The organism is Mycobacterium sp. E2733, from assembly GCF_001667585.1.
In the GTDB taxonomy this organism is placed as follows: Bacteria; Actinomycetota; Actinomycetes; order Mycobacteriales; family Mycobacteriaceae; genus Mycobacterium.
In genome coordinates this window covers 99,946-124,915 of record NZ_LZJZ01000021.1, presented here as the reverse complement: position 1 = coordinate 124,915, position 24,970 = coordinate 99,946, and the positions used below count along the sequence as shown (strand labels likewise).

Sequence of the window (24,970 nt, the reverse complement as noted above, 5' to 3'; positions counted from 1 at the left end):
TTCGCGCAGAAAAGTCCATGCTCGGCGGTGAGGTGATTCATCATGCGAGCTGGAAGGCGCTGATGGGCGCCTCTTCGGGGTAGACGGCGGGGCCGCCCAGGTCGTAGCCGGCGTTAAGCGCGCTGATGAACGCCGGGTCGTGCAGTGGTTCGCTGGGAATGTCAAGCTTGATGCCCCTGCCGTTGAGGTCGTCGACCATGATGTCGATGGCCTTCTCGATGGTCAGGTCGTGCGAGCCCTCCATGTTCTTCTTCAGCTCGTCGTGGTCGGTGAACACCTCGGCGGACCAGTGCACCAGGAACCGCAATTGGTCGGTGTGGTGGCGGGCGATCACCTCGTCGCCGTTCTTGAGCAACCACTGATCCCGGTCACCGGGGTCACCGGTAAAGACGGTGTCGAAGGACAGTCCGGCCGGAATTTGTTGCTCCAGTGGTCCGTTCGCCTCGCCGCGATGCACCATCATTTCGTTCTGCACCACCACGCCACGGTTATTGATTGGCGGCAGAACGCGCTTGGGGGCCTGGAGCGGCCCGTCGGGCCAGTAGGTGAATCCGCTCCCCGGGTCGAGCGAGAACCAAGTGATCACCTGAGCCATTTTGATCAGGTAGTCGCCGAACAGGCCGGATTTGCCCATCACGCTGGTGAGCCAGGTCGGCGCGTTCTCGTGACGCACGCCGCGAAAGCTCGGCGAGTCCAAATGTCCGGGGTCGCGGTTGGCGCACGGCCCGTTGATATTGAACAGCATCAGCTGTGGTTTGGCGTACTGGGCGTTCCAGTAGCTCTTGGCCATCTCGAGGAACCGCGCGTTGTAAAAGCAGTCGTGCAGCTGTGGGTAGAGCACGGCGCCGTAGTTGGCGAGGTAGCCGCGGAAGGTCGGTGTCAGGAACAGGTCGAGTGATGGGGTGAATCCCTCTGGGAAAAGGCCGCTCATGGTGGCCATCAGCTCATCGGGGGACGCGAAGTGTTGCGCAATGATCAACCTCCATGGCCCCTCGGTGCGCACCACGTCGAGCAGGCGTTCGCGCTGATCGTCGGTGTAGACGTTGTCGACCTCGCGCGGCGGCGCGGCGGGCCGCAACACGTCCGAAAGCTCCATCCGTCGGTCGTCGGTCAGCATCTGCTGTCTCCTTCTGAAGTTCGTGATCCGATTGTGGGCAGGGCGGTTGCGGTGCGCGGGGCGGTAGCCCGGTCACCGGGACGTCAAAACGGGACCGGGTGACCGAACTTGGCCTTCAGCAGCGCGCCGATCTCGGCGATGGCCAGCCGACCCCTTGCCGTGGCATCGGAGCGCATCAGAAATCCGTGGCACATTCCGGGATAACGCGTGAGGGTGGTCTGCACGCCGGCGTCCCGCAGCCGGGTCGCATACCGCTCGCCCCAGTCCCGGATCGGGTCGCATTCAGCGGTGACGACGATGGCCGGAGGGAGGCCGGCAAGCTCGGATGCGTAGGCGGGAACCAGGTATGGGTTGCTGGGCGGACCCGCATCGCCGTCGACCAGGGAGTGCATGTAGTCGATGTCATCGCGGGTGAGCATCGGGGCGTCGGCCAGGGAGGTGACGGACGCAGCCGTCATGTCGCGATCCAGGCCCGGGTACAGCAGCACCTGCGCGCAGATCGGCGGACCGCCACGGTCGCGCGCGGCGAGCGCGACGCCGGCCGCCAATGCGCCACCCGCGCTGTCGCCGATCACCCCGAGTCGCTCGGGGTCGACCCCCAGATCGCGAACGTTCCGTGACACCCATTCGGTCGCGGCGTACGCATCGTCGAACTGCGCGGGCGGCGGCCACTCCGGGGCCAGGCGGTAGTCGACCGCCACGACGGTGGCCGCCGACGCCGCGGCCAGCTCACGTGCCAGGGGCTCGAACGAGTGATTCGACCCCATCACCAGCCCGCCGCCGTGCAGATACACCAGCACGGGCCCGCCGCTGTCGGCGTTGGGGCGGTAGACCCGTGCCGAGATGCCGCCCGCGGGACCGGGTATCACTACTTCCGTGACGGCGGCCATCTCGGCCAACGGCTCGGGCGGTGGCACGGATTCGAGCGCGGCGCGCACGGCCGCGAGCCCGCGCTGGCGCATCGGTGGGATGTCACCGAACGATGCGATGCGGGCGGCGGCATCGGGGTCCAGCTCGCAGGTCCCCATGTCAGAGCTGGTTGGCATTGAACCGGCGTTCCGTGCGCAGTACCGGGTGTCGTTGTGTGGCAAGCGCTTCCGCGCGCTCTGCCATCGCCGACCCGACTTCCGGATGCGTGAGCAGGTAGAAGCGGCCCTCGGCGGCTTGTTGGAACAGTATTTCGGCGGCCGACAAGGGGTCCATCGCCATTGCTTTGATGTCCAGCATGGCCTCGCGATGCGTCTCGGCGGCGCCGACGTCAGCGGCCTCCGTGGCATCGACACCCCCAGCGGATTCGAAGATGTTCGACACCACCGGCCCGGGCAACACCGCCTGCACATGTATGTGGTGGTCGTGTCCCGCCAACTGGACCTCGGTACAGAGGCATTCGGTCATTGCGAGCACAGCGTGCTTGCTCGCGATGTAGGGCGTCTGCAACGGCATTGTCACAACAGCGCCGACTGACGCAACGTTCCACACCCACGCCCGCTCGCCGACGGCCATCATTTTCGGCAGAAATGCCCGCACGCCGTGGAAGACTCCGCTGATGTTGACCTCGACGACGCGCTGCCAGTTGGTCACCGGCGTATCCCACAGATAGCCGAACTGTTCGATGCCCGCGTTGTTCACCAGCAGGCGCACCGCGCCGAAATCCCGATAGACCCGGTCGGCGAGTCCCTGTACCGCCTCGGGATCACGCACGTCGCAGACGACATCGACGGCCGTACCTTCGGTTGCGCACAGTTCGTCGCGCAGCGCCGCGATGCCGTCGGCGTCGATGTCGGCGAGCACCACGGTCATGCCCAACCGGTGGGCGTGCCGCGCCAAACCGGCACCGATCCCGGACCCAGCCCCGGTGATGACGACGACGCCGCCGGAGAAAATGCCGCCGGCGGTCACGATGGGGCGGCGCTGTCGGCGTGCAGGTCCGCCAGCAAGACCGAGTTGGTCGCATCGAGAACGACGTCCATCTCGGTGAATTGCAGCCCATTGTCGCCGCGCCGGACGGCGACGTTGACAACCCCGCTGGACACCGCGAACGGCACGAAATTGGCGATCTGGTTGACCAGGATGTAGAACCGCGCACGGGTGCCATCGCCGTCGGCGCCGGTGCGGTGGACGTTGGTGGCGTGGTGGCGCAACGGGTACGGGCTCTGCTTGCGATGCTGGGATAACCACTCGATCACCGCGTCTCGGCCGTTGAGCTCGGGCGACATGAGGTCCTCGAAAGGGCTTGCACCCGAGTCGCTTCGAGTGACATACCGCACGTCATGGGCGTACCTGGCCGCCAGCTCGTCGTAGTGGGCCTCGTCGTAGTGGTACCAGAACTCGCCGATGAACTCCTGCAGTTCCGACAGCGTGATGTCGTTGTTCATGGCATCGAATGAAACTCCACTGGGGCCGCGGTGGCACGGCAACCGCCCGATGAGTGGAACACCGTCCGCATCACTCGGTGATGAGGCTCCACAAGCCCCCGGCGCTCGCGTGCATCGCAGCGTCGGCGACGACGTCGTCCCAGTAGCGCATCGAACCGAACTCCGATCGCCACGCGAGCGCGGCCCTGGTGAATTCATGCAGGCGGTGCTCACGGGTGGTGCCGATCGCGCCGTGCACTTGGTGGGCGTTTCTCACCACAACAGACGCCGCGTGGCCCGCACATGAACGTGCCGCGGCCACAAGGAATTCCAGGGTGGGGCTCGACCATTCGCCGGTGACGGCGGCCGTCAGCGCCGCGTCGGTTGCGGACCGGGCGAGCGCGGCCTCGGCGGCAACGTCGGAGACCAGGTGCTGGACGCTCTGGAATTTCGACAGTGGGCGCCCGAACTGCGTTCGTGAGGTCACGTGGTCGATGCAGAGTTGCAGTATTGAGTCCAGGGCGGCACACACCTGGATCGCCCGCACCAACGCCGACTTCAGCCGCAGCTGGGTGACCAGGACCCGGCCGATGGGCGTGCCCTGCAAGCCGGACAGCTCGGCGGCTACGGTGTCACGGGGTTCACCGATCAAGTTGGCGCCGGGGGCGATGGTGAGCATTTCGGCTGCGACGTCGGTGACGCGGTATTGCCCGTCGGCGCGCCATACGACCACCACGCGTTCGGCCGCGCTGGCCCATGGCACGTGCGTCGCGGCGCCGTGCTTGTCGACCAGGCAGACCGTGCGCGCCGCGCCGTCGGCGGCCAACCCGCTGGCCTCCAGGAGCCAGCATGCGAGCAAGTCGTGCTCCGCCAGCGGCATTCGAATACCGCTGCGCACCGCCGCCGTGAGGAGTTCGGCCGCCTCGTACCACCCAGCCCCGCTGCCGCCCTGCTCGACCGCACCGGTGAGGCGCAGAAGACCGAGCTCGGCAAGCTGGTGCCACAGGTCAGAGCCTCGCTCGGCGATCCTTCCGCCCGCGAGCTTTTCGCGGTGACCGGCAAAGACGGCGCCCATGATGTCGGCCAGGGCTTCGTCGACGGAAGGCCAAGTGCTCACCGCAGCCCCAACCCGCGCGCGATGACTCCGCGAAGCACCTCATTGGTGCCGCCGCGCAGGGTGAACCCCGGCCGCTGGTCCACGGCGGCACGCACCAACTCCGCGAAGATCCGATCGGGGGAGTCCTGCAGGTCGGCGAACTCTGCGATGTCGCCTTCGGTGACGGTGCCGAGCACCTTGACCAGGGCGGCGGGGACGTCGGCCGCCTCGCGCCGTTCCAACGCGCCGGCGACCGCGGTGGACATGTGGTGCAGACCGGTGACTCGCGCAACGAGTCTGCCCAGATCCGCGTCGCGAGGAATGGCGTTCGCCGCCATCCGGTCGGCGCAGGCGGCCAGCAGGACGAAGGTCGACAGGTACCGCTCGGGCCCGCTGCGCTCGAAGCTCAGCTCGGAAGTCACCTGCCGCCAGCCGTCACCGATGGCGCCGAACACCATGTCGTCGGGGACGAACACCTCATCGAGTATCACCTCGTTGAAGTGGTGGGCGCCGTTCATCGAGACGATCGGGCGCACGTCGACGCCGGGCCCGCGCAGGTCGACGATGAACTGGCTCAGTCCGGCGTGCCGGTGCTCAGGATCCGGTGGCGCCGTGCGGGCGAGCACGATGAACGCGTGCGCGAGGTGTGCGCCCGATGTCCAAACCTTGGTGCCGGTGAGCGACCAGCCTCCGTCGACGCGCAGGGCCCTGGTGCGCACGCTGGCCAGATCGGAGCCGGACTCCGGCTCGCTCATGCCGATGGCGAAGAAGCACTCGCCGCGCACGATCCGCGGCAGGAAAGCCGACTTCTGTGACTCTGTGCCGTATTTCAGCAAGGACGGCACGATCTGCCGGTCGGCGATCCAGTGCGCAGCGACGGGGGCGCCGGCGGCGAGCAGCTCCTCGGTGACGGCGAACCGCTCCAGGAACGAACGCCCGTGGCCGCCATATTCGACGGGCACCGTCATCCCCAACCAGCCGCGCGCCGCGAGCGCGGCGGTGAAGTCCTCGTCCCACCCCGAGAGCCAGGCGTCCACCGACGGGGTGAACGCATCAACGGCCCGCTGCTCGTCCAGGAACTGCCGCACCTCGTCGCGAAGCCCTCGCGTCGACAAAGGATCGACTGAGACAGGGGGCACCAACCGGGAGAACGCCATCACCGTATCTTTCACCCTGCGCGTTTCACCGGTCAGTTGATCCCGAGCCGAATCGCTCGCGCAGCATGCGTTTGAGCAGCTTGCCGCTGGGGTTCTTCGGCAGGGAGTCGACGAAGAAGATCTGCTTGGGTGTCTTGAACCCGGCCAGGTGCGCGCGGCAGTGGGCGAGTAGGTCGTCCTCGGTGAGCCGGACGCCGTAGCGCGGCACCACCGCCGCGACCACGGCCTCGACCCAAACCGGGTGGGCCAGCCCGAACACCGCGACTTCTTCGATGCCGCTGTGCCGGTAGATGACTTCTTCGACCTCCCGGCTCGCGACGTTTTCCCCGCCGGTCTTGATCATGTCCTTCTTGCGGTCCACGACATGGAGCAGGCCGTGTTCGTCGTAGTAGCCGAGGTCGCCGGAGTGGAACCAGCCGCCCCGGAAGGCCTCGGCTGTTTTCTGTGGTTCGTCGAGGTAGCCGAGCATCAAATGCGCGCTGCGGTGGGCGATTTCACCGACGCGGCCGGAACCAAGCGGGGCGCCGTCGTCATCGAGGATCGCCGTCTCCACGTTGGCGACCGGACGCCCTGCCGAACCTGCGTGCGCGTCCTGTTCGTCGGGTCCGAGCGCGGAGGCCAGCGGCGCCATCTCGGTCTGGCCGTAGAAGTTCCACAACCGCAGACGCGGCAGGCGTTCCCGGATCTCCCCGAGGACCTCGATCGGCATCGCTGAGGCGCCGTAATACCCTTTGCGCAGGCTGGACAGGTCGACGGTGTCGAAGACGGGTGATCGCAGCAACGAGATCCACACCGTCGGTGGGGCGAAATAGCTGGTGACGGCGTAGCGCTCGATGGTGCGCAGGATGAGTTCGGGATCCGGCCGCGGCAGGATGATGCTGGTGGCGCCGAGATAGACGTCCGGGGCCAGAAAGTTGTCCAGTTGTGCGCAGTGGTAGAGCGGCAGGGAATGGATCTCGACGTCGTCGGCAGACATGTCGCCGGCGAGGATCGTGCTGATGTAGTTCCACATCAGGCTGCGGCTGGTGTGCATGGCGCCCTTGGGTCGGGATTCGGTGCCGCTGGTGTACATCAGACGCAGCAGTTGGTCGTCGTCGATGTACGGGCGTGGGGCCGTCGATGTGGTGCTCAGCCAGTGGGTGAAGTCGGACCAGCCGGCTGGAGCGGACCGCCCGGCCGGCATCAGCGCCGCCTTCGTCGTTACCGCTCCACCCATTCGCATGGCTTGCTCAGCGGTGGGTGTCAAGTCCGCTTCAACGATGAAACCTCGTGCGCCACTATGGCCGAGGATGTAGGAGACCTCCTCGGCGGTGAGCATGAAGTTGACCGGGACGAGGACCACCCCGACCCGGGCAGTAGCGAACACCAGTACCGCGTATTGCCAGCAGTTGTGCGACAACAGCGCCAACCGGTCACCGGCTCTGAAACCGTTGTCGCCCAATGCCGCGGCGGCGCGGTCCACCAGGTTCTCGAGCTCGGCGAAACTCAGCACGACGTCACCGTCGACAATCGCGGTCTTGTCCGGGTGGCTGCGCGCCGACCGGCGGGGGATATCGCCGAGCGCATGGCTGCGTGCGCGCGCGACGGTGACGTCAAGGTCGCCCAACTGCATGCGCGCCACCGTAGGCGCCGATACTCGACGGCTTGTCGCCGGTGTCCCGCTGAGTAGACAAGGGCTGCCCGATAGCAGTGGGCGGCGGCGATACTCGGCGTCATGAGCACTGGCGCACCCGCGAGAGCCGACCGCACCGGGCGGGTGGAGGTCGATCCGGACGAACTGCGGGCCAACCTCCTCCGGGCCGACCCCGGCGTGCTCGTCGCCGTGCTGGCGCAACTGACCGGTGACGCCGGGGTGGTCGACCGCTTCGCACCGAAGATCACCCACGTGCCCGACCCGCCCGAGCAGGCGGGCGCTACCGACCCGGCTACCAGGACGGCCATCGTCGAGGCGTTGGTCACCGCGCTGCAGGCGCCCCGCTCTCGGCACGCCGCCCGTGCCGACGACCGCGAGCTGTTCGCGCGGATCGCGCCCGTCGCACTCGGCGGAACGATCGCCCCCGAGTACGTCCCGCTGCTGTTGGAGCAGGGCGGATTCCAGCCGCCACAGCCGGTGCTGCCCCGCACCGCGAAGCTCCCCGACGACTTCCGGGTGGCGATCATCGGCGCCGGTATTGCGGGATTGACCGCCGCGTTGGAGCTGGCCGACGCCGCCGTGGACTACGAGATTTTCGACCGTCACGACGAGGTCGGCGGCACCTGGTACACGACCACCTATCCCGGAATCGGTGTGGACACCCCGTCGGCGTACTACTCGCTGTCGCGCGACATCAACGGCGACTGGTCCAGCTATTACCCGATGGGGCCGGAGTATCAGTCCTATCTGGTGTCGGTGGCCGACAAGTACGAACTGCGGCGGCGCACCCGCTTCGGTACCGAAGTCGAAGCCCTTTGGTGGGACGACGAGCGTCATCAGTGGCAGATCCGTGCGGTGGGCCCCGACGGTGCCTGTGAGATCAGCTACGCCAATGTGGTGATCCCCGCCGCCGGCTACCTCAACCGGCCACGCTGGCCGCAACTGGATGGAAGGGGGACTTTCGCGGGAGTCGAAGTTCATTCCGCGCAGTGGGATCCCGATCTGGATCTGACCGGCAAGCGGGTTGCCGTCATCGGTGCGGGCTGCACCGCGGTGCAGATCGTCGACGCGTGTGTCGACCAGGTGTCGCACCTGACGGTGTTCCAGCGCCAGCCGCACTGGGTGGCGCCGCGGCGGCGACTCACCGACGACGTACCCGACTACCAGCGTTGGCTGGGCACCCGGTTGCCCTTCTACGCCAATTGGGTTCGGCTCAAATCCTATTGGGGAACCGCAGACAACAATTACCCCGTGATCTTGTACGACCCCGAATGGGCGGCCGGCCATCTGTCCATCTCACCGGCCAACGACGCGCTGCTGCAGATGTGCCTGAAGTACATCGACGACGTCTTCGGCGCCGACAGCGAGCTGGCGCGGAAGGTCACGCCGGATTTCGCGCCCTACGGCAAGCGGATCATCCGCGATCCCGGCGGATACTATGCGGCGCTCGCCCGAGAGCACGTCGACGTCGAAGCCGGCGAGCCGGCCCGAGTCAACGAGGCCGGCATCGTGACGGCCGACGGTCGGCAGATCGACTTGGACGTCATCGTCTACGCGACCGGTTACCATCTGGACTTCCTGTCCACCGTGGACATTCGGGGGCGAGACGGCAAGAAGCTGGCCGACGAGTGGGGCGACCGACCGCGGGCTTACCGCGGTGGGACCGTCCCCGGGTTCCCCAATTTGTTCGTTTCGTCGGCGCCCAATTACAGCCCGGGACACGGCGCGGGCCACAATTTCGGCGTCGAAGTGATGGTGCACTACGTCATGGAATGTCTCCAGCTCATGGCACTGCGAGCGGCGTCGACAATCGAAGTGAAGCAGCGCGCTTACAACGACTACGTCGCCGACATCGACGCGACGATGGAGGGCACAGTGTGGTGCCACACCCCGTCCGCGCACACGTACTACCGTTCGGGCGGCGGACGGATCGTGACGGCCTTCCCATATCGGCTGCTCGACGTATGGCGTGATCACCGCGCACCGGTTGAGGACGATTTCGAGTTGCGATGAGCGAGTTGCTTTCCGGGAGGACGGCTCTGGTCACCGGCAGCAGCCGCGGGATCGGTCGGGCGATCGCCCAGCGCTTGGCTGCGGAAGGCGCCACCGTCGCAGTTACGGCCCGCTCGCACGCCGCGTCGTCGTCCATCCGCGGTGGAGCGGCCACCACGCTTCCCGGCACCGTCGGCGAGACGGTCGAGTTGATCGAGGCCGCCGGCGGGAAGGCGCTCGCTGTCGCGGCCAATCTCGAGGATGCCGGGCAGCGCGACGCGCTGATCGACGAGGTGCTCGATCGGACCGGCCGCATCGACATCCTGGTCAACAATGCAGGTTTCGCGGACTACTCGCTGGTGGAGGACATGAGTCTGGAGACGTTCGATCGCACCGTGGAGCACTACCTGCGCACGCCGTTCGTCTTGACGAAAGCGACTGTGCCGCAAATGCGCAAGCAGGGCGCAGGCTGGATTGTCAACATCGGCTCGGTGACCGGCGTCGCCCCGGTGCGACCGTACCGGGAATACAACAAGACTTCCGGCGACGTGATCTACGCATCATGCAAGGCCGCGCTGCACCGCTTCACCCAAGGCGTCGCGGCCGAATTGCTCGATGCCAACATCGCGGTGAACTGTGTCGGCCCATCGACGGCCGTTCGCACGCCCGGTGCGGCTCAGCTCATTCCGAATGGCTTCCCGACCGAGCCGGTGGAATACCTGGCCGAGACTGTGCTGGCGATGTGTCACCTGCCCGCCGCCGAGCGCACCGGGCTCGTCGCGTTCAGCCTGCACTTTCCGTGGTCGCAGCAGCTGCCCGTGCACAGTCTGGATGGGACCGCGGTGCTGCCGCCGCTGCCACCACCGGCGACCGCCAACCCGAATATCTCCCCCGCGGGACTCTGACGCGACACTCGCGCTGGCAGGTATCGTCGATCAGATAGCTCGGTGCTCGGCGCCTCTGGCCAAATCTGCCGCCATGCGGGGCATGCTGGCGCGCATCATCAACCACATCAGCGGGCCCGCTAGGGGAATCCGCGAACGGAACGTCGCCCGCCAGACAATGAGCGATCCGCCGGCTTGCTCGTGGATGTGAACATCGGCGCGATGGTCGGTCACCGGGATTCCGGACACGATGCGATACGCGTGGTGGCGCGGCCCGTCGTCAATCAGAATCTCCTCCCGCATGGTCAAGCCACTCACGGCGACTCCGCGTATGGCCCCTTCCCGTTTGCCCGGAGTTTCCGGGTCCTCCCAACCCGCGCTTCGCGTGCCGGACAACCACTCCGGCCACCGCTCGACGTCGATGAGCAGGTCATAAACGACGTCAGGAGGCGCGGTGCAGGCTTGTTCGAGCCAAATGGAGTAGTGCATCGGGTGGTTCACCCGCCCAGCCGCAGAACGGCCGCGTCGCTCTGGCAGAAACTGTGGCAGACGCGGTCGCGCACGATGACGTCGGGACATTCGGGATCGAACCAGCGATCCACCACCGCCCAGTGGATCGGATGCATCAGATAGGGCCCCGTCAACCCGTCTACGTCGGTGAAAAGCTGTTCGAACACGTGCGTCCACGCCGAGACGCCGGTGGCCTCCTCGACCCTGCTCAGCTGCCAGTCGGTGATGGTGCGCACATACCGCGGCATCAGCTGCAGGTCGGTCTCGAAACGGGCGACGGTGGCCTGATCCGTGTCGGGCAGCACCCTCAGCAGCAGCGCCCGGTACACGGTTCCCGGCTTGTCGCGGCGCTGCACGGGCATTCCCGGGTAGGCCGCACCGTTCACCCGGCCGACCGCGGGATCGTCCAAGACCGCGCCGAAACAATCCGCCGCGCAATCCCATTCATCTTTGGACGCGAAGCGTAGGTGGACGAGGATATCGCCGCCGTTGCGCGAACCGGGCAGCGTGGGTTCCACCACCCAACGCTGCGCCCCGGCGTCGGAAGCGGCGGCGCGCAATCCGGCGAGCAGCCGGCCGCGGTCCGGTTCGGCGACGTCGATCAGCCGCGTGACGCTATACATCGCACAGGCCGTCGACGTCGTCGGCGGCCGCGGCGAAGGAACGGGACCGCTCCTGCACCAATTCGCCGATCTGCGCCCACCATTCACCCAACGCCGGGTCCGGGCGACCCTTCCACGTCATCTCCCACCACGCCTGCGTGCTGGGCAGGGTCCAGGTGACCGTGACGGTGTTGACCTGCGCATCGGCGTCGTCGAACCAGATCGGCGGGCTGACCAGCAGGTCGCGCAGCGTCATGCCGCGTTCGCGCGCGCCGGGGGCGTATTCGGCGAGGTAGGTGTCGACGAACCGCCGGGCGCATCCGGGCCTGGTGACCACCCGGTCGATCACGAAGACTTCGCCGTCGGCCATCAGCCGACCGTATGGCATGACCGCCGCGCGCGGCGTCCCCGGCTCCCGACTATCGGGAACCTCCGGTTGACCGGCGGCCGGAGCGGGGCAACGGTAGCCGGATGAGCACCGCACCGCCGGACCCGTTCGCCCCCGCCGCATTGGGCCCGGTGACATTGCGCAACAGGGTGATCAAGGCCGCGACGTCAGAAGGTCGTTCCCCCGACGGGCTGGTCACCGACGATCTGATCGCCTTCCATCGCGCGTTCTCGCGGGGCGGCGTCGGCATGACGACGGTGGCGTACTGCTGCGTGGCCCCCGAGGGGGCCAGTGCGCCCGGCCAGATCGTCATGAACCCGAAGGCGTTGCCCGGCCTGCGGCGTCTGACCGAGGCAGTACACGGGGACGGGGCTGCGATCTCCGCACAGCTGGGCCACGCCGGGGTGGTCGCGCACAAAAAGCTCACGGGGGTTACCCCGATGGCGCCCAGCCGGTTCATCAACCCCGCCTCGATGGGCTACTGCCGCGAGATGACCCGTGCCGAGATCCAGACGGTGGTGGACCAATTCGGCTCCGCCGCCCGGGTGGCCGCCGAAGCGGGGTTCGACGTGGTGGAGCTGCATTTCGGGCACCTGTACCTGCCCAGCTCGTTTCTGAGCCCGTTGCTCAATCGGCGCAAGGACGAGTACGGCGGCAACATCGACAACCGGTCGCGATTCTGCCGCGAGATCGCCCGTCGCGTGCGCGACGAGGTCGGTGACCGCATCGCGGTGACGGCCAAACTGGACATGGACGACGGTGTGCCGGGCAGTATCTGGCTCGACGAAGCGCTGCGCACCGCCGCGCTGCTCGACGCCGACGCAACCCTCGATGCGATCGAATTGACCCAGGGCTCTTCGGTTTTCAAGCCGATGTATTTGTTCCGGGGTGACGTTCCGGTCAGGGAGTTCGCCCGGGTGATTCCGCAGCCCATGCGCACTGGAATCCGGTTCATCGGAAAGTGGGCGATGGGTGACTACCCGTACCACGACCTCTACATGCTGGCGAATGCCCGCCAGTTCGTGCCCGCGGTCCACGACACGAAGCTGATCCTGCTGGGCGGCATTACGAATCGCGAGCATGTCGAGACCGGCATGCGCGAGGGCTTCGACTTCGTGGCCATCGGCCGGGCGTTGCTGCGCGAGCCGGACCTGGTCGCGAAGATGATCGCCGACCCGACGGTGCGCAGCCTGTGCACGCACAACAACAAGTGCATGGTCACGGTGTTCGGGCGCACCCACTGTGTTCTGGACCCCGAGCAGCGCTACGGCGCGACAGAGCCGTTGCACCCCGACGCTTTACCGTCGCAGCAGATCGGCTAGCGCCGCGGACGCCTCTTTGCGGGCCCGTTGCGCGAGGTCGAGCATCGGCATCGTCATGAAACCGTGGATGCCGCCTTCGTAACGCAGCTGCACGGTCGAGACACCGGCGGCATCCAGCGCCGTGCCGAAGGCCATTCCTTCGTCGCGCAGCGGGTCGTGTCCGGCGACGACCATTACGGCGCGCGGCAGCCCATGCAGGTCGGCCCGCAGTGGGGAGGCGTAGGGATGCCTGCGGTCGCCGGGGGAGGGCACGTAGCAGTCCCAGTACCACTGCAAAGCCGGCTTCGGGTTGTAGTAGCCCTGCCCGAACAGCCGGTAGGACTCGGTATCGAAGTCGGCGTCGATCACCGGGTAGAGCAGCAGCTGGCCCTCCAGCTGCGGTCCTCCGCGGTCGCGAGCCATCAGCGCGGTGACCGCGGCCAGGTTGCCACCGGCGCTGTCGCCGCCGACGGCAAGCCGCTCCGGGTCACCCCCGAGCGCAGCGGCATTATCGGCCGCCCAGCACGTCGCCACGTACACATCCTCGGCGGCGGCGGGCCACGGGTTCTCGGGTGCCAGCCGGTAACCGACCGACACCACCACGGCAGGGATGAGATTCGCGATGCTGCGGCACAGGCCGTCGTGGCTGTCGAGGTCGCAGAACACGAAGCCGCCGCCGTGCGCATAGACGACGATGGGGAGCGGTCCGGTGGCACGGGGCCGGTACACGCGCACCGGGATCGGGCCGCCCCCACCCTCGACCGAGTTCTCGGCGACCGCGCCGACGGGCTCGGGCTCGGCCGGTGGCACCAACCGGGATCTGATCAGCGCCCTGGCTTCCGCGCCGGTCATGACATGGACGGGAGGGAACCCGCGGTCCAGTTGCTCGAGGATCCCGGCGATCTGCGGGTCGAGGCTCACGCGTACTGCAGGGCCGCACGCTGGGGCCGATGTGGCATCAACGGACGCAGCGGCTGCAGGGTCGGAGCGACGCGCTGCGGGCCGTCCTCGACGTTGCGCCAGATGCCCATCGCGATCATGCGCACCGGGGCCGTCAGTCGCTGGTCGAACGTCATGCGGTTCATCGGACCGCACACCGACACGGCGGCGACCGCGTCACCCGGCCCGCCGATCGGCGCTGCCACGCAACCGAATCCGAGCAGTGACTCCTCGCGTTCGAACGCGACGCCGTGGGCCCGCACCTTGGCTAACTCGACGGCCAGCTGGGCGCCACTGGAGATCGAGTATTTCGTCTTCCGAACCCGCAGATCGAGCTCGGCATCCTCATCGCGATAGGCGAGGATCGCCTTGCCGACCGCGGTGCAATGGGCGGGTTGACGACCACCCACCCGGGTAGGGATTCTCTGGTCACCGATCTTGTCCAGGTATACAACGTCCGGGCCGTCGAGCACGGCCAAGTGCACGGAGAGGCCGGTGGCGCGGTGCAACTCACCCAGCAGCGGGCCGGCCGCCCGCACCAGCCGGTCCTGATGCACGGCGAGCGATCCGAGTTCGACGAGGCGCATGCCCAACTCATAATCGCGGCCGTCGCGGCGCAGCCAGCGCAGCTGTACCAGGCGTTCGAGCATCCGATGCGCCGACGAGCGGGGCAGGCCGGTGCGCCTGACGATCTGCGCCAGGGTGAGCCGCCCCGGACCCTCGAAGGCGTCGAGAACCAGCGATATCCGGTCGATGACGGCCGTGGGGGTTTCGACAGGCGCCGACATGAATCCTCCTGGCTGGCATATTCCTATTAGGAATATAGTTCTACCACAGCGGTGTGGTTGCTGTCACACGACGCGCGGAAAATCGCCGGACGGGATTCCTTGAGCGCGCGAGCGTAAGCACACTGCGAATTCCTGGGTGCTTTTTCGCAGTGCCCTTACGCTCGCGGCCGCGGCGCAGGATGCGGCCGGGCTCAGCCCTTGGCCGCGGATCGGCCCGCGCGGCGGCCGTAGAAGCTGCCGTCACCGAGCGAAATACCGCTGGCGTAGCCCCACGCGGCCAGCCCAGCGGTGCAGCGCCCGGCGGCGAAGAGACCGGGGATGGGTTCACCGCTGACGTGGAGCACCTCGGCGTCCAGCGTGGTGGCCAGGCCGCCCAATGTGAAACCGCCGGTGTTCTCCCGCAAGTCGATGGCGCCGACCGGGGAACCGATGGGCTTCAACCACTCCGGCTTCTTGTGCAGCAGCGGATCCTCGCCGCGGGCGGCGCCCTCGTTGTAGGCGGCGACGGTCGCCCGCAGGCAACCCGGCGCCAGTCCCATGTCGTGTTCCAGGTCGGCGACGCTGTCGGCCACCCAGGTTGCCGGTCGCAGCATGAATTTCGGGGACCACGACGCCATCGCCTCCTGCTGGGCGTCGTCGTCGATGATCAGGAAGGCGATGTTGTCCTGTTGGTAGAGGGTGAGCTGGCCGATGCGACCCGGATAGGTGTCCTCGGCGACGTAGCGCTGGCCGCGGCCGTTGACCAGGATGCCGCGCACCAGTTGTTGGGGGTCGATGAAGATCGCGACCTCGGTGGCGTCCATGTGCGCCAAATCGGCGCCCAACGCCTGGGCCATCCGGATGGCCTGCCCGTCATGCTGCTCGATGGATGCGGCCGGGCGGCCCGCGATCCGCGGCGCGTAACGGGCCACCATCGCGTCGTTGTAGGCGAAGCTGCCCGTCGCGAGCACCACGCCCTTGCGGGCCCGGACCGCAATCTCGTTGCCGTACTGGCGCGCGCGGATCCCGACCACCCTGCCGTCGGCTTCGACGATGAGGCGTTGCACCCGCACGTCGTAGAGCGCGCGTGCGCCGGCGGCGGTGGCCGTCTCGACGAGCGGCTTCATCAGCATGTAGCCCGCGCTGGCTTCGCCCTGCTTCTTGTTCGACATCTGCGGGACGTGACCGCGCGGGGCGGGGGAGGCGATCGTGTTGAAGGGGTAGGCGTTTTCGCCGCCGCTGTACATCAGGCCCTGGTCACCCATCGGCTCCCAGCCGGGCTCGGAGAAGAACTCCGCCTTGAACGGCACGCCGCAGCCGACCAGCCAGTCGAAGTGGGCGACGCTGCCGGCGCAATAGTCGGCGATCCGGTTCTCATGGGCGCCGGGTCCCATCGCGACGTTCAGGAAAGCGGCCATGTTGTCGACGGAATCGTCGAAGCCGCAAGCCTTTTGCAGGGGCGTACCGCCGCCGAGGTAGATGAACCCGCCCGCCATCGCCGCCGCGCCGCCCCAGGACCCGGTGCGTTCCAACACCAGCACGTCGGCGCCGGAGCGCGCCGCCTCCACCGCCGCGGCGGCGCCGGCCACCCCGTATCCGGCGATGACCACGTCGGCCTCGTCATCCCACGACGTGATCGACGCGGCCGGCACCGGCGTGACCTCGGTATCCGGCGTCATAACCGCATGGCCGCGGGCATTTCGCCGACCCACTGGTGACCCCAGTAGCTGTCGGCGGTGATTTCCTCCGCCGTGTAATAGGTTTCGTCGACCCGCATGCCGTCGGTGCCGAACTCGATGTCCCAGTCGCCCGGCGCGCGGACGTAGAACGACACCATCTTGTCGTTCGTGTGCCGGCCCAGCGTGGAGGACAACTGGAAGCCCTCCGCGTTCACCCGGTCCAGCGCCTGCCCGACGGCGTCCAGGCTGTCGACCTCCACCATGATGTGCACCAGGCGCGGGTCGCGCTGATGCGCCGCCGGCACGATCGCCAGGCTGTGGTGTCGCTCGTTGATGCCCAGGAAGCGAACCCGCACGGGCCCAAACTCTTTCGGCAACGGCACCCGGAACGCGCCGCGGGCGCGGAAACCCAGCACCTCGGTGTAGAAGTCGAATAGCCCGTTGGGGTCCATCGCCGGCACCACGACGTGGCCCATGCCTTGGTCGCCCGTCACGAACTTCGCGCCGAACGGCGTGACGACCGGGCTGTGGTCGAGCACCGCACCATGGAAGACCTCGAGCGTGGTGCCGGCCGGGTCCTCGAAGGTGATCACCTCCTCCACGCGGCGGGCCTCGGCCTCGTCGGTGGACAGTTGCTTGAACGGGGTCCCCGCGGCGTCCAGGGCCGCCTTGACCCGTTGCAGCGCGGGGCGGTCACGCACCTCCCAGCCGACCGTCAGCACCCGGTCGGTCTCACCGGGCACCACGATGAGCCGGGCCGCGCGCTCGTCCATCCGCAGATACAGCGCCTCCGGGTCGGGACCTTTACCCACGGCGAAACCCAGGACACCGAAGGCGAATTGTCGCCAGCGGTCGATGTCGTTTGTCGAAACGGTGATGTAGCCCAGGCTTTTCAGGTCGGTCAACGTGTTCTCCTAGATCAAAGCCCGCAGCGGGCCCTCGGGCGGCTCGATACCCAGCGAACTCAGGGCCGACGCGTGATAGGCGGTGCCCGGCATGTGGATGGCGTGCAGCTGGCCGACGTGCACGTCGCGCCAATACCGTTGCAGTGGCTTGTCCATGCGGGCGGCGTTGCCGCCCGACCGGGCGAAGATCTCGTCGACCGCGGCCACCGCGCGCCACACGGCGCGGATCTGGGTGCGCCGACCGGCCGCGCGGTCGGCGAACGACACCTCCTTGCCGGCGGCGACCATGTCGTAGATGCGGTCGGCGTTGGCCAACAGTTCCTGGCGGGCGGCGTTGATGTCGGCCGCGGCCTCACCGATGGCGAACATGACGTAGGGGTCGTCCTTGATCGCGGTGCCGGTGGCGCCGACGCGCTCTCGTTGGTAGTCCAGGTGCGCGGCCAGCGCTCCCTCGGCGATGCCGATCGTCGCCGCCGATATGCCGAGCGGGAACATCGTCGACCATGGCATCAGGTACAGCGGCTCCGTCATGCCGGCCTCGCGCTGCGCGGTGCCGTCCATGACTTTCGTCGCGTCCATAGTGCGGTAGGCCGGAACGAACGCGTCCTCGACGATCACGTCCTTGGACCCGGTCCCGCGCAGCCCCACCACGTTCCACGAGTCCTCGACGATCTCGTAATCCTTGCGCGGCAGGATCATGTGCAGCATCTGCGGCGGCATGATCGGGATGCCGTTTTCGTCGCCCAGCATCGCGCCCAGAATGATCCAGTCGCAGTGGTCGGTGCCCGAGCTGAACTGCCAGCGGCCATTGAAGATGTAGCCCCCGTCTATGGGCTTGGCCACCCCCTGCGGTGCGTACGGCGAGGCCATCCATGTGTCGACGTCGTCGGCCCAGATTTCGGCCGCGACTTTCGGGTCCGCGTAGGCCAACTGGTAGGGGTGCACGCCGACCACGCCGACGATCCAGCCGGCCGCCGGGTCCAGCGCCGCGGTCGCCATCGTCGTCTCGGCGAACTCGCGGGGGTGGACCTCGAAACCTTGATATTGCTTGGTTTGCAGCAGCCGGATCAGGCCGGCGCCCTTCATCAGCTTGACGGTGTCGTCGGTGAGCCGGCCGATCCGCTCGGCCTCGGGGGCCTGGTCGCGCAACTGATCCGCCATCGCCACGACCCGGTCGAGTACCCGTTCGCTCATGTTGGTGTCCTTACGTCTGGGGGCTTAGTAATGGTCTACCGCAGTTCGTGCCCCAGCCGAAGCCGTTCCCGATGAGCGGAAGCAAAAGCGGTCAGAATTGAATGCACAATGCGGGGCGCACCGGCCGGGCCTGGCACGCCGGGACCAGGCCCGGCAGCCGGTCGTTTGGCTCGCTTGCCCGATGGCCGGGAGAACGTCACCGCAGTGTCCGGTGAACGGGAACCGGCCCCGGCGGTCGAGGTGGTGGAACATACCGTCCGTGCCTGTGAGTAGCGCGGAGCTGGTCGACGTTGTCGTGGTCGGCGCCGGGTTCGCCGGCCTCTACGCCCTGCACAAGCTACGCAGTCAGGGACTGTCCGTGCGGGTCCTGGAGGCGGCGCCGGAGCTGGGCGGCACCTGGTACTACAACCGATACCCGGGGGCGCGCTGTGACGTCGAAAGCGTCGATTATTGCTATTCGTTCTCCGATGAACTGCAGCAACAGTGGAACTGGACCGAGAAGTACGCCACCCAGGCGGAGATCCTCGCGTACCTGAACTGGGTGGCCGACAAACTCGACCTGCGCCGCGACATCACATTTGGCACCCGCGTCGTGTCCTCGGCGCTGGACGAAACGATGCTTCGCTGGGTGGTCACCACCGACCGCGGTGACGTGCTCTCCGCCCGGTTCTGCCTGATGGCGACCGGGCCACTGTCAGCGGCTCTGACGCCGAACTTCCACGGCCTCGATTCGTTCGCGGGCGAGATCTACCACACCGCCGCCTGGCCACAGCATCCCGTCGAATTTGAGGGAAAGCGGGTCGCCGTTATCGGCACCGGTTCGTCTGGCATTCAATCGATTCCGATCATCGCCGCACACGCCAGGCATCTCTTTGTCTTCCAGCGCACGCCCAACTACAGTGTCCCAGCCGGAAACAAGCCGTTGAGCGAACGGGAACTCGACGACGTCAAGGCGAACTACGCAGAACGGCGGCGGCTTTCGTGGCGCAGCAGCGGCGGGTCACCACACATCACGGCGCCGAAGCCGACGATGGAGTTCACGCCGGAGGAACGTCGGGCGGCGTTCGATAAGCGTTGGCAGCTGGGCGGTGTGCTGTTCTCTAAGACGTTCCCTGATCAGATGACCGACATGACCGCCAACGACGAGGCCCGAAAGTTCTACGAGGAGAAGGTGCGCGCGGTCATCGACGACCCTGCGCTGGCGGACCTGCTCATTCCCAACGACCACCCGATCGGCACAAAGCGGATCTGCACCGACAGCAACTACTTCAGCACCTTCAACCGGCCGAACGTGTCGCTCATCAGCGTGCGCGACACACCGATCGAATCCGTGGACACCACCGGCATCAAAACCGCTGCCGCGCACTACGACATCGATATGATCGTGCTGGCAACCGGTTTCGACGCCCTCACGGGTGCGTTGGCCAAAATCGACATCATCGGACGCGGCGGTCTTCGGTTACGGGACCAATGGGCACAGGGGCCGCGCACCTACCTGGGGCTGGGCGTCGACGGATTTCCCAACCTGTTCCTGATCTCCGGCCCAGGGGCCCCCGCCGTGCTGGCGAACATGGTGCTGCACGCCGAGGCGCAGGTGAATTGGATCGCCGCAGCCATTGCTTACCTGGATGACCACGGTCTGGCCGCAATCGAAGCGACCCGCGATGCCGTCGACGGCTGGGGAGCCGACTGTGCCCGACGTGCGGAGGCCACGCTGTTCACCAAGGCGGACTCCTGGTACATGGGCGCCAACGTGCCTGGAAAACCAAGGGGATTCATGCTATTCGTCGGTGGCTTCGCGACCTATAACGACATCTGCGACGAGGTGGCCAGAGCCGGTTACCCGGGCTTCGAGCTGGTTGAGACGCCGCGATGAAGAGACTCCTTGGGGTCAACACCGTTCATCCCGGGGCGGTCGCGACCCCGATGGTGCTCAACGACAAGACGTTTCGACGCTTGCGCCGGATCTCGATCACCCGACCGCCGCGGATGCCGCGGAAGTGCTGCAGGCGCGCAACCTGCTGCCGGTGCCGTGGGTGGAGCCCGTCGACGTTGCCAATGCGGTGATTTTCCTGGCCTCGGAGGAGGCCCGCTACATCACGGGCACACAACTCGTCGTAGACGCGGCCTCACGCAGAAGGCGACATGAGCGGCCGACTGAATGAATGGTCACCATGCTCGTGCGACCGGCGCCCCGCCCGCACCGCCGCGTCAGCGTGGAGCGGGAAACCTCACCCCAGGGGACCTTTGCGCCCACCCGAACCGCCAGGGTGACAACGTCGACGCCGGCGGGCGCCAACCTGCCGACCGCATCGTGGATTTCCGCTGCTTGGGTCGCTTCGATCAAAACGTTCGAGGCGCCTGATTCATCTACTTGGCAAACCCCAACGCGTCGTTATGGTTACGCCCGTTGTGGACCGCGGCCGGTCGGCCGTTGATGCTGATGCCGTTCGTCCTAACCTGTGGGGGCTGGGTAATGGTCCGCTGTGGCGATCCCGACGATGAGGAGCAACCGTGAGTGACGTCGACGACCTGTCCGCGCGGCTGCGCCGGCTTGAGGACGAACGCGATATCGCGCGGCTGATCGCCTCGTACGGTCCGGCGGTGGATGCCGGTGACGCCGATGCGGCCGCGCGGTTGTGGGCAGACGACGGAATCTACGACGTCGACGGCCGGCGCATGGAGGGCCGGGAGCAGGTGCACGCCATGGTGCGCTCGTCGGCGCACCAGAACCTGGTGGCCAAGGGATGCGGTCACTTCCTCGGGCCGTGCGTCGTCACGGTCACCGGCGACTCGGCGGTGGCGGTGTGCGAGTCTTTGGTGCTGGTGCGTGACGGCGACGGTTATCGCGTATGGCGTTGTGCCGCAAACCACTTCACGCTGCTGCGCAGCGACGGTGAGTGGCGTATCGGCGTGCGTACCACCCGCGTCCTGGACGGCAATCCGGACGCGCACGACCTGTTGACCAGAGGCCTGACGGGGTCGGTCTGATTAGCCGCGCGAGAGAAAAGCCAGCACGGTGCTCTCGAACGCCTCTTTCGCCTCGATCATCGCCCAGTGACCGGAGTTGGGAAAGATGTGCAACTCCGCGTTGGGGATGGTGCGCATCGGGATGAGCGCCATGTCCGGCGGGCTCACCCGGTCGTCGCGCCCCCACGTCAGCAGGGTGGGCGCCGTGAGCTTGTGCATGACGGCCCACGGCAGCGGGCGGTCGGAGGCGGCCATCGCGGCGTTCATCGCGGCGAAGGCCGCCTTCCCGTACATGCGCCGCGCGGCGGCGAGCGTGTCCGGGTCGGTGGCCAGCTCCCAGCGCTCCTCGATGAGTTCCTCGGTGATCAGCGCCTGGTCGTAGACCATCGACTTGAGCCAGTCGACCAGCCGCTGCCGGGTGGGGTCCTCGACGAACTCCTGCAGCAGCCGGATGCCCTCGCTGGGGCTGGGGCTGAAGATGTTGGTCCCGATGCCGCCGATGGTCACCAATCGGTCGACGCGGTCGGGGCTGTGGGTGGCGAAGTTGATGCCGACGCCGCCGCCCATCGAATTCCCGACGATGTGCACCCGCTGGACACCGAGCGCGTCCAGGAAGGGTGGCACGGTGCCGAACGCGGCGACCATCGGATGGCCGCCGAAATCGTCGCTGACCCCGAACCCGGGAAACTCCAGGATCAGGCAGCGGAACCGCTCGGCGAACCTGGGCAGTATGCCGCGGAAGTTCCGCCAGCCGGTGACGCCCGGTCCCGAGCCGTGCAGGAACAGCAACACCGGAGCGGATTCCGGGCCGCAGTCGTAGTAGCGCAAAGCGCCCTTGGGAGTGTTGATTTCACGCAGGTCCTGCTGCGTAACGGTGTCGGCCACGGGTGCCACCTTGCCATGCCGTGGCGGTCAGGTCTGCTGGTGGCTCGATTCGCTGCAATTCAGCAGCTCTTTGAGCGCCGCGGGAAACGTGTCGGCCAGGTCCCAGAGGTCGGCGACCAGGTCGGGGCACGAGATGAGGCCGACGCCGAGTCGGCCGTTGAGCGACATGACGGTGATGTTGAGCCCGGCACCGGCGATGATCGGGCCGAGCGGATACATGGCGTCGACCCGGCAGCCCATGAAATAGAGCTGCTCCTGCGGCCCGGGCACGTTGGACAGCACCAGGTTGTGCGGCGGTTTCTCGGGTAATGGGATACGGGGCAGCAGCTTCATCGCGGCGCCGAACATGGTCTGCCCGGCCACCTGCGTCCAGTCCTGCAGCAGGCTGGGACCCATGGCGGCGGCATGGTCTTTGGCCGCGGCGTTGCCCTGCGCGATGCTGCTCAGCCGTTCGGCCGGATCGCCGATGTGGGTTTCGAGCCGGCAGAGCATCCAGGTGGTCTGGTTTCGGCCCGGCCGGTCGGATTTGCCTCGCACCGAGACCGGCACGCTGGCCACCATCGGGCTGTCCGATAGCTCGTTGCGGTCCAAGAAGAACTGTCGCAGCGCGCCCGCGCACAGCGCCGTCACGACGTCGTTGATCGTGACTCCGAACCTGTTTTTGACCTTCTTGACGTCCTCGAGGTCAAGCGTCGTCAAGGCGACGTTGCGCCGCCGGGTGAACGGGCCGTTGAACGCCGTGTGCGGCGCCGCGAACGGCGCGGCCATCGTGTGTCCGCCGCCGCGCGCGCGGAGAAACGTTTGCGCCAGCGTCAGGGCGGTTGCCGGGACGACCTTGGCCAGGCGCAACGGCCGCAAACCGGCCCCGATGAGGCCGGACGCGGCGATCTGAACGGCATTCGCGGCGCCCGCGCGGGCGGCGGGTTCCGGCGCCAGGGCGTCCGGCACGGTGCTGCACAACTGGGCGAGCAGGTTGGCCCCGCCGACCCCGTCGACCACCGCGTGGTGGGCCTTGAGGACGACCGATAGCGCATCGCCGTGGAGGCCCTCGATCACCCACATCTCCCACAGCGGGCGATCACGATCCAGTGCCAGCCCGGCGAGGTGCCCGCAGATCTCCGCTAACTCCCGGGACCCCCCCGGCGACGGCAGCGCAACCCGGTGGAGATGCCGCGCCAGGTCGAAACGGTCGTCGTCGACCCAGACCGGGTGGTCGAAGTTCAGTTGGTTGTCAGCCAGCTTGAGGCGGAATTCCGGGACCGCGTCCACCCGCGCCGACAGCGCCTCCCGGAAGTGGCCGAACGTGTAGCCCCCGGGCATCTCTCGGGGGTCCAGCTCCAGCACGCAGCAAACATTCAGCGGCTGCGTCGGGGACTCTAGGTACAAAAAGAACGCGTCTAATCCACTAAGCCGTTGCATTTCCGCTCGTCTCGATTGTGCGGCCATGACCGCTGGTCACGTGACCTGTGGTCAGCCCCGGGCCCCACCGGCGAACGCAATCACGGTTGACTGCAATCTCTAGGTGTGATTCCTATCTGTAGCCGTTGAGCGGTCTCAGGCAAACATCTGAGCGAGACATTTAACGAAATCGCCACCCGCGTTCATCTCAGCGCAGGACTCAGCCGCCCGCCGGCTGCCTTGCCATGCCCGACTCGGGCGCCGCCCAGTCGGTCGACACCTTGCGATGCTTGATCAGCCAGGTGTCATCCCGGGGCACGAGGGTGTCGCGATAACGGCCGAAATGGTCGAACCCGATGTGGGTGACCACCGTGAAGTACGACGAGACATGCGCCGCTTCGCGGGTCAATGCGGTGAACAGCAGATTGGTGACGTTGTGCCGGACCACGGGCTTGACGCGGGCGCCGGCGGCGACGTTGCCGGTGACGCCGCCGAGGAAGGTGATGATCGCGGATCGCCCGCGCAGCGGCTCAAAGCCGCGTATCTCGAGGACGCCGTCTGCGCAGAACGTTTCCGCAAGTTCCTCGAGGCGGCCGGCGTCGCCGGACCAGTTGTATTGCGCCAATGTGTCGCGGACTCGCTCGCGGGCGATCAGTTCCCACGTCTCCACCGTCGTGACTCCTCGTCAGGAGCGCTTTCGCGCCGTATCGCAGGGTCTTTCTGTGTTGGATGACTAGCGTACGCAGGGGGCGAGCAACGGGACAGTCATCACAGCAAGCGAGCTCAAACGTGGGAATTCACCTCACGACGTGGGGCCGGAAGCCTTGTGGCACAGCCGGTGTCACCCCGTTCAGATCGAAGACGGCGATGAGGGCCCGCAGCAGGGCGGGCGACCAGTCCTCGAAGGGTCGTGCGTCCAGGCGGCTGAGGACTTCATCGCGCAGATAATCGATGCCCGACGGGTGCCGTGGATCGCTCAACGAGCCAGCTCCCTTCCCGAAGTTTCCTGCGTCGACGCTAGGGCCGGCGCGTCGCGCTTGTACAGCTGACTGGTCAAACTCAAATGTGTTTCAAGGGATGCTCTCCGCGTCGGTCAACGCCCCAACCGTCGATGCCCATTCCGCACACGGGAATTGATCTCGGTCCCTGGCCGTCACGCCACGCATGAAACTGAACGACGCCGCCGCGCCGGATTTGCC

24 protein-coding genes and 1 pseudogene are annotated in these 24,970 nt (G+C 67.1%); 6 read left to right on the top strand and 19 right to left on the bottom strand.

Annotation, left to right across the window (positions count from 1 at the left end; all coding sequences use genetic code 11):
- Window positions 1-40: 40 nt before the first annotated feature.
- From A5678_RS04730 to A5678_RS04700, 7 genes are all read right to left on the bottom strand, one after another.
- Window positions 41-1,117, bottom strand: coding sequence for a hypothetical protein (locus A5678_RS04730; protein ID WP_068039168.1), 1,077 nt, complete (start codon window positions 1,115-1,117; stop codon window positions 41-43).
- 83 nt (window positions 1,118-1,200) lie between these two features.
- Window positions 1,201-2,145, bottom strand: a complete 945-nt coding sequence (locus tag A5678_RS04725) for an alpha/beta hydrolase (protein WP_068039165.1) — start codon at window positions 2,143-2,145, stop codon at window positions 1,201-1,203.
- 1 nt (window position 2,146) lies between these two features.
- Window positions 2,147-3,016: an SDR family oxidoreductase gene (locus tag A5678_RS04720; RefSeq protein ID WP_068039162.1), complete on the bottom strand. Its 870-nt coding sequence runs from the start codon at window positions 3,014-3,016 to the stop codon at window positions 2,147-2,149.
- Window positions 3,013-3,492 carry a nuclear transport factor 2 family protein gene (locus A5678_RS04715; RefSeq protein WP_068039159.1) on the bottom strand — a complete coding sequence of 160 codons (480 nt, stop codon included), beginning with the start codon at window positions 3,490-3,492 and terminating at the stop codon, window positions 3,013-3,015. The genes A5678_RS04720 and A5678_RS04715 overlap by 4 nt, the downstream gene beginning before the upstream one ends.
- Window positions 3,493-3,562: 70 nt before the next feature.
- Complete coding sequence (locus A5678_RS04710) at window positions 3,563-4,588, bottom strand: acyl-CoA dehydrogenase family protein (RefSeq protein ID WP_231983572.1); 1,026 nt, start codon at window positions 4,586-4,588, stop codon at window positions 3,563-3,565.
- On the bottom strand, window positions 4,585-5,724 hold the full coding sequence (locus A5678_RS04705) for an acyl-CoA dehydrogenase family protein (RefSeq protein WP_068039154.1): 1,140 nt from the start codon (window positions 5,722-5,724) through the stop codon (window positions 4,585-4,587). The genes A5678_RS04710 and A5678_RS04705 overlap by 4 nt, the downstream gene beginning before the upstream one ends.
- 25 nt (window positions 5,725-5,749) lie before the next feature.
- The gene (locus tag A5678_RS04700; RefSeq protein ID WP_068039149.1) at window positions 5,750-7,336 is read right to left on the bottom strand and encodes an acyl-CoA synthetase; all 1,587 of its coding nucleotides are present in this window, start codon (window positions 7,334-7,336) and stop codon (window positions 5,750-5,752) included.
- Between the two features lie 102 nt (window positions 7,337-7,438).
- Between A5678_RS04700 and A5678_RS04695 the strand changes: the two genes are divergently transcribed.
- The gene (locus A5678_RS04695) at window positions 7,439-9,370 is read left to right on the top strand and encodes an NAD(P)/FAD-dependent oxidoreductase (RefSeq protein ID WP_068039145.1); all 1,932 of its coding nucleotides are present in this window, start codon (window positions 7,439-7,441) and stop codon (window positions 9,368-9,370) included.
- The gene (locus A5678_RS04690) at window positions 9,367-10,254 is read left to right on the top strand and encodes an SDR family NAD(P)-dependent oxidoreductase (RefSeq protein WP_068039142.1); all 888 of its coding nucleotides are present in this window, start codon (window positions 9,367-9,369) and stop codon (window positions 10,252-10,254) included. The genes A5678_RS04695 and A5678_RS04690 overlap by 4 nt, the downstream gene beginning before the upstream one ends.
- A 30-nt stretch (window positions 10,255-10,284) precedes the next feature.
- Here A5678_RS04690 and A5678_RS04685 read toward each other — a convergent pair whose 3' ends face one another.
- Genes A5678_RS04685 through A5678_RS04675 form a run of 3 tightly spaced genes read right to left on the bottom strand, consistent with a single transcriptional unit; the run spans window position 10,285 to window position 11,715 of the window.
- The gene (locus A5678_RS04685) at window positions 10,285-10,722 is read right to left on the bottom strand and encodes an SRPBCC family protein (protein WP_197502030.1); all 438 of its coding nucleotides are present in this window, start codon (window positions 10,720-10,722) and stop codon (window positions 10,285-10,287) included.
- Window positions 10,723-10,730: 8 nt separating this feature from the next.
- Window positions 10,731-11,366 (bottom strand): Dabb family protein, encoded by a 636-nt coding sequence (locus tag A5678_RS04680; RefSeq protein WP_068039136.1) that lies wholly within the window; start codon window positions 11,364-11,366, stop codon window positions 10,731-10,733.
- Window positions 11,359-11,715, bottom strand: a complete 357-nt coding sequence (locus tag A5678_RS04675; protein WP_068039370.1) for a hypothetical protein — start codon at window positions 11,713-11,715, stop codon at window positions 11,359-11,361. Before A5678_RS04675 ends, A5678_RS04680 begins: the two co-directional genes overlap by 8 nt.
- Window positions 11,716-11,816: 101 nt before the next feature.
- Between A5678_RS04675 and A5678_RS04670 the strand changes: the two genes are divergently transcribed.
- Entirely contained in the window at window positions 11,817-13,055 is a 1,239-nt protein-coding gene (locus tag A5678_RS04670; protein ID WP_068039133.1) for an NADH:flavin oxidoreductase, read from the top strand.
- Here A5678_RS04670 and A5678_RS04665 read toward each other — a convergent pair.
- The 5 genes from A5678_RS04665 to A5678_RS04645 form a co-directional block, all read right to left on the bottom strand.
- Window positions 13,032-13,955: an alpha/beta hydrolase gene (locus A5678_RS04665; RefSeq protein ID WP_068039129.1), complete on the bottom strand. Its 924-nt coding sequence runs from the start codon at window positions 13,953-13,955 to the stop codon at window positions 13,032-13,034. The two genes, A5678_RS04670 and A5678_RS04665, sit on opposite strands and share 24 nt — an antisense overlap.
- Window positions 13,952-14,761 carry an IclR family transcriptional regulator gene (locus tag A5678_RS04660; protein ID WP_068039125.1) on the bottom strand — a complete coding sequence of 270 codons (810 nt, stop codon included), beginning with the start codon at window positions 14,759-14,761 and terminating at the stop codon, window positions 13,952-13,954. Before A5678_RS04660 ends, A5678_RS04665 begins: the two co-directional genes overlap by 4 nt.
- A gap of 191 nt (window positions 14,762-14,952) precedes the next feature.
- Window positions 14,953-16,419 (bottom strand): FAD-dependent oxidoreductase, encoded by a 1,467-nt coding sequence (locus tag A5678_RS04655; protein WP_068039121.1) that lies wholly within the window; start codon window positions 16,417-16,419, stop codon window positions 14,953-14,955.
- Entirely contained in the window at window positions 16,416-17,324 is a 909-nt protein-coding gene (bphC, locus tag A5678_RS04650; protein WP_068039118.1) for a biphenyl-2,3-diol 1,2-dioxygenase, read from the bottom strand. The genes A5678_RS04655 and bphC overlap by 4 nt, the downstream gene beginning before the upstream one ends.
- Window positions 17,325-17,333: 9 nt before the next feature.
- Window positions 17,334-18,518 carry an acyl-CoA dehydrogenase family protein gene (locus tag A5678_RS04645; RefSeq protein WP_068039116.1) on the bottom strand — a complete coding sequence of 395 codons (1,185 nt, stop codon included), beginning with the start codon at window positions 18,516-18,518 and terminating at the stop codon, window positions 17,334-17,336.
- 259 nt (window positions 18,519-18,777) lie between these two features.
- Here A5678_RS04645 and A5678_RS04640 point away from each other — a divergent pair, with 259 nt between their 5' ends.
- From A5678_RS04640 to A5678_RS04630, 3 genes and pseudogenes are all read left to right on the top strand, one after another.
- Complete coding sequence (locus A5678_RS04640) at window positions 18,778-20,394, top strand: NAD(P)/FAD-dependent oxidoreductase (protein WP_068039113.1); 1,617 nt, start codon at window positions 18,778-18,780, stop codon at window positions 20,392-20,394.
- 14 nt (window positions 20,395-20,408) lie between these two features.
- Window positions 20,409-20,683 (top strand): annotated as a pseudogene (locus tag A5678_RS26315) (SDR family oxidoreductase); the annotation flags it as partial.
- Between the two features lie 349 nt (window positions 20,684-21,032).
- A complete protein-coding gene (locus tag A5678_RS04630) occupies window positions 21,033-21,509 on the top strand; it encodes a nuclear transport factor 2 family protein (RefSeq protein ID WP_068039110.1) in 477 nt (158 codons plus the stop codon).
- On the opposite strand, the gene A5678_RS04625 is transcribed toward A5678_RS04630, so the two are convergent.
- The 4 genes from A5678_RS04625 to A5678_RS04610 all read right to left on the bottom strand — a co-directional run bounded on the left by A5678_RS04625 (window position 21,510) and on the right by A5678_RS04610 (window position 24,751).
- Window positions 21,510-22,382 (bottom strand): alpha/beta fold hydrolase, encoded by an 873-nt coding sequence (locus A5678_RS04625; RefSeq protein WP_197502029.1) that lies wholly within the window; start codon window positions 22,380-22,382, stop codon window positions 21,510-21,512. It abuts the gene before it with no gap.
- Window positions 22,383-22,400: 18 nt separating this feature from the next.
- Window positions 22,401-23,792, bottom strand: a complete 1,392-nt coding sequence (locus A5678_RS04620; RefSeq protein ID WP_068039107.1) for a wax ester/triacylglycerol synthase family O-acyltransferase — start codon at window positions 23,790-23,792, stop codon at window positions 22,401-22,403.
- A 199-nt stretch (window positions 23,793-23,991) separates the two neighbouring features.
- A complete protein-coding gene (locus tag A5678_RS04615) occupies window positions 23,992-24,441 on the bottom strand; it encodes a nuclear transport factor 2 family protein (protein WP_068039103.1) in 450 nt (149 codons plus the stop codon).
- Window positions 24,442-24,568: 127 nt separating this feature from the next.
- Window positions 24,569-24,751, bottom strand: coding sequence for a hypothetical protein (locus A5678_RS04610; protein WP_068039100.1), 183 nt, complete (start codon window positions 24,749-24,751; stop codon window positions 24,569-24,571).
- Window positions 24,752-24,970: the final 219 nt, after the last annotated feature.

What these genes read in the sequence shown, in the direction of transcription:
- A5678_RS04730 (WP_068039168.1), bottom strand. Translation starts at nt 1,117, where the DNA reads ATGCTGACCGACGACCGACGGATGGAGCTTTCGGACGTGTTGCGGCCC.
- A5678_RS04655 (WP_068039121.1), bottom strand. Translation starts at nt 16,419, where the DNA reads ATGACGCCGGATACCGAGGTCACGCCGGTGCCGGCCGCGTCGATCACG.
- A5678_RS04695 (WP_068039145.1), top strand. Translation starts at nt 7,439, where the DNA reads ATGAGCACTGGCGCACCCGCGAGAGCCGACCGCACCGGGCGGGTGGAG.
- A5678_RS04700 (WP_068039149.1), bottom strand. Translation starts at nt 7,336, where the DNA reads ATGCAGTTGGGCGACCTTGACGTCACCGTCGCGCGCGCACGCAGCCAT.
- A5678_RS04645 (WP_068039116.1), bottom strand. Translation starts at nt 18,518, where the DNA reads ATGAGCGAACGGGTACTCGACCGGGTCGTGGCGATGGCGGATCAGTTG.
- A5678_RS04620 (WP_068039107.1), bottom strand. Translation starts at nt 23,792, where the DNA reads ATGCAACGGCTTAGTGGATTAGACGCGTTCTTTTTGTACCTAGAGTCC.
- A5678_RS04680 (WP_068039136.1), bottom strand. Translation starts at nt 11,366, where the DNA reads ATGTATAGCGTCACGCGGCTGATCGACGTCGCCGAACCGGACCGCGGC.
- A5678_RS04685 (WP_197502030.1), bottom strand. Translation starts at nt 10,722, where the DNA reads ATGCACTACTCCATTTGGCTCGAACAAGCCTGCACCGCGCCTCCTGAC.
- A5678_RS04725 (WP_068039165.1), bottom strand. Translation starts at nt 2,145, where the DNA reads ATGGGGACCTGCGAGCTGGACCCCGATGCCGCCGCCCGCATCGCATCG.
- A5678_RS04705 (WP_068039154.1), bottom strand. Translation starts at nt 5,724, where the DNA reads ATGGCGTTCTCCCGGTTGGTGCCCCCTGTCTCAGTCGATCCTTTGTCG.
- A5678_RS04675 (WP_068039370.1), bottom strand. Translation starts at nt 11,715, where the DNA reads ATGGCCGACGGCGAAGTCTTCGTGATCGACCGGGTGGTCACCAGGCCC.
- A5678_RS04715 (WP_068039159.1), bottom strand. Translation starts at nt 3,492, where the DNA reads ATGAACAACGACATCACGCTGTCGGAACTGCAGGAGTTCATCGGCGAG.
- A5678_RS04670 (WP_068039133.1), top strand. Translation starts at nt 11,817, where the DNA reads ATGAGCACCGCACCGCCGGACCCGTTCGCCCCCGCCGCATTGGGCCCG.
- A5678_RS04660 (WP_068039125.1), bottom strand. Translation starts at nt 14,761, where the DNA reads ATGTCGGCGCCTGTCGAAACCCCCACGGCCGTCATCGACCGGATATCG.
- A5678_RS04690 (WP_068039142.1), top strand. Translation starts at nt 9,367, where the DNA reads ATGAGCGAGTTGCTTTCCGGGAGGACGGCTCTGGTCACCGGCAGCAGC.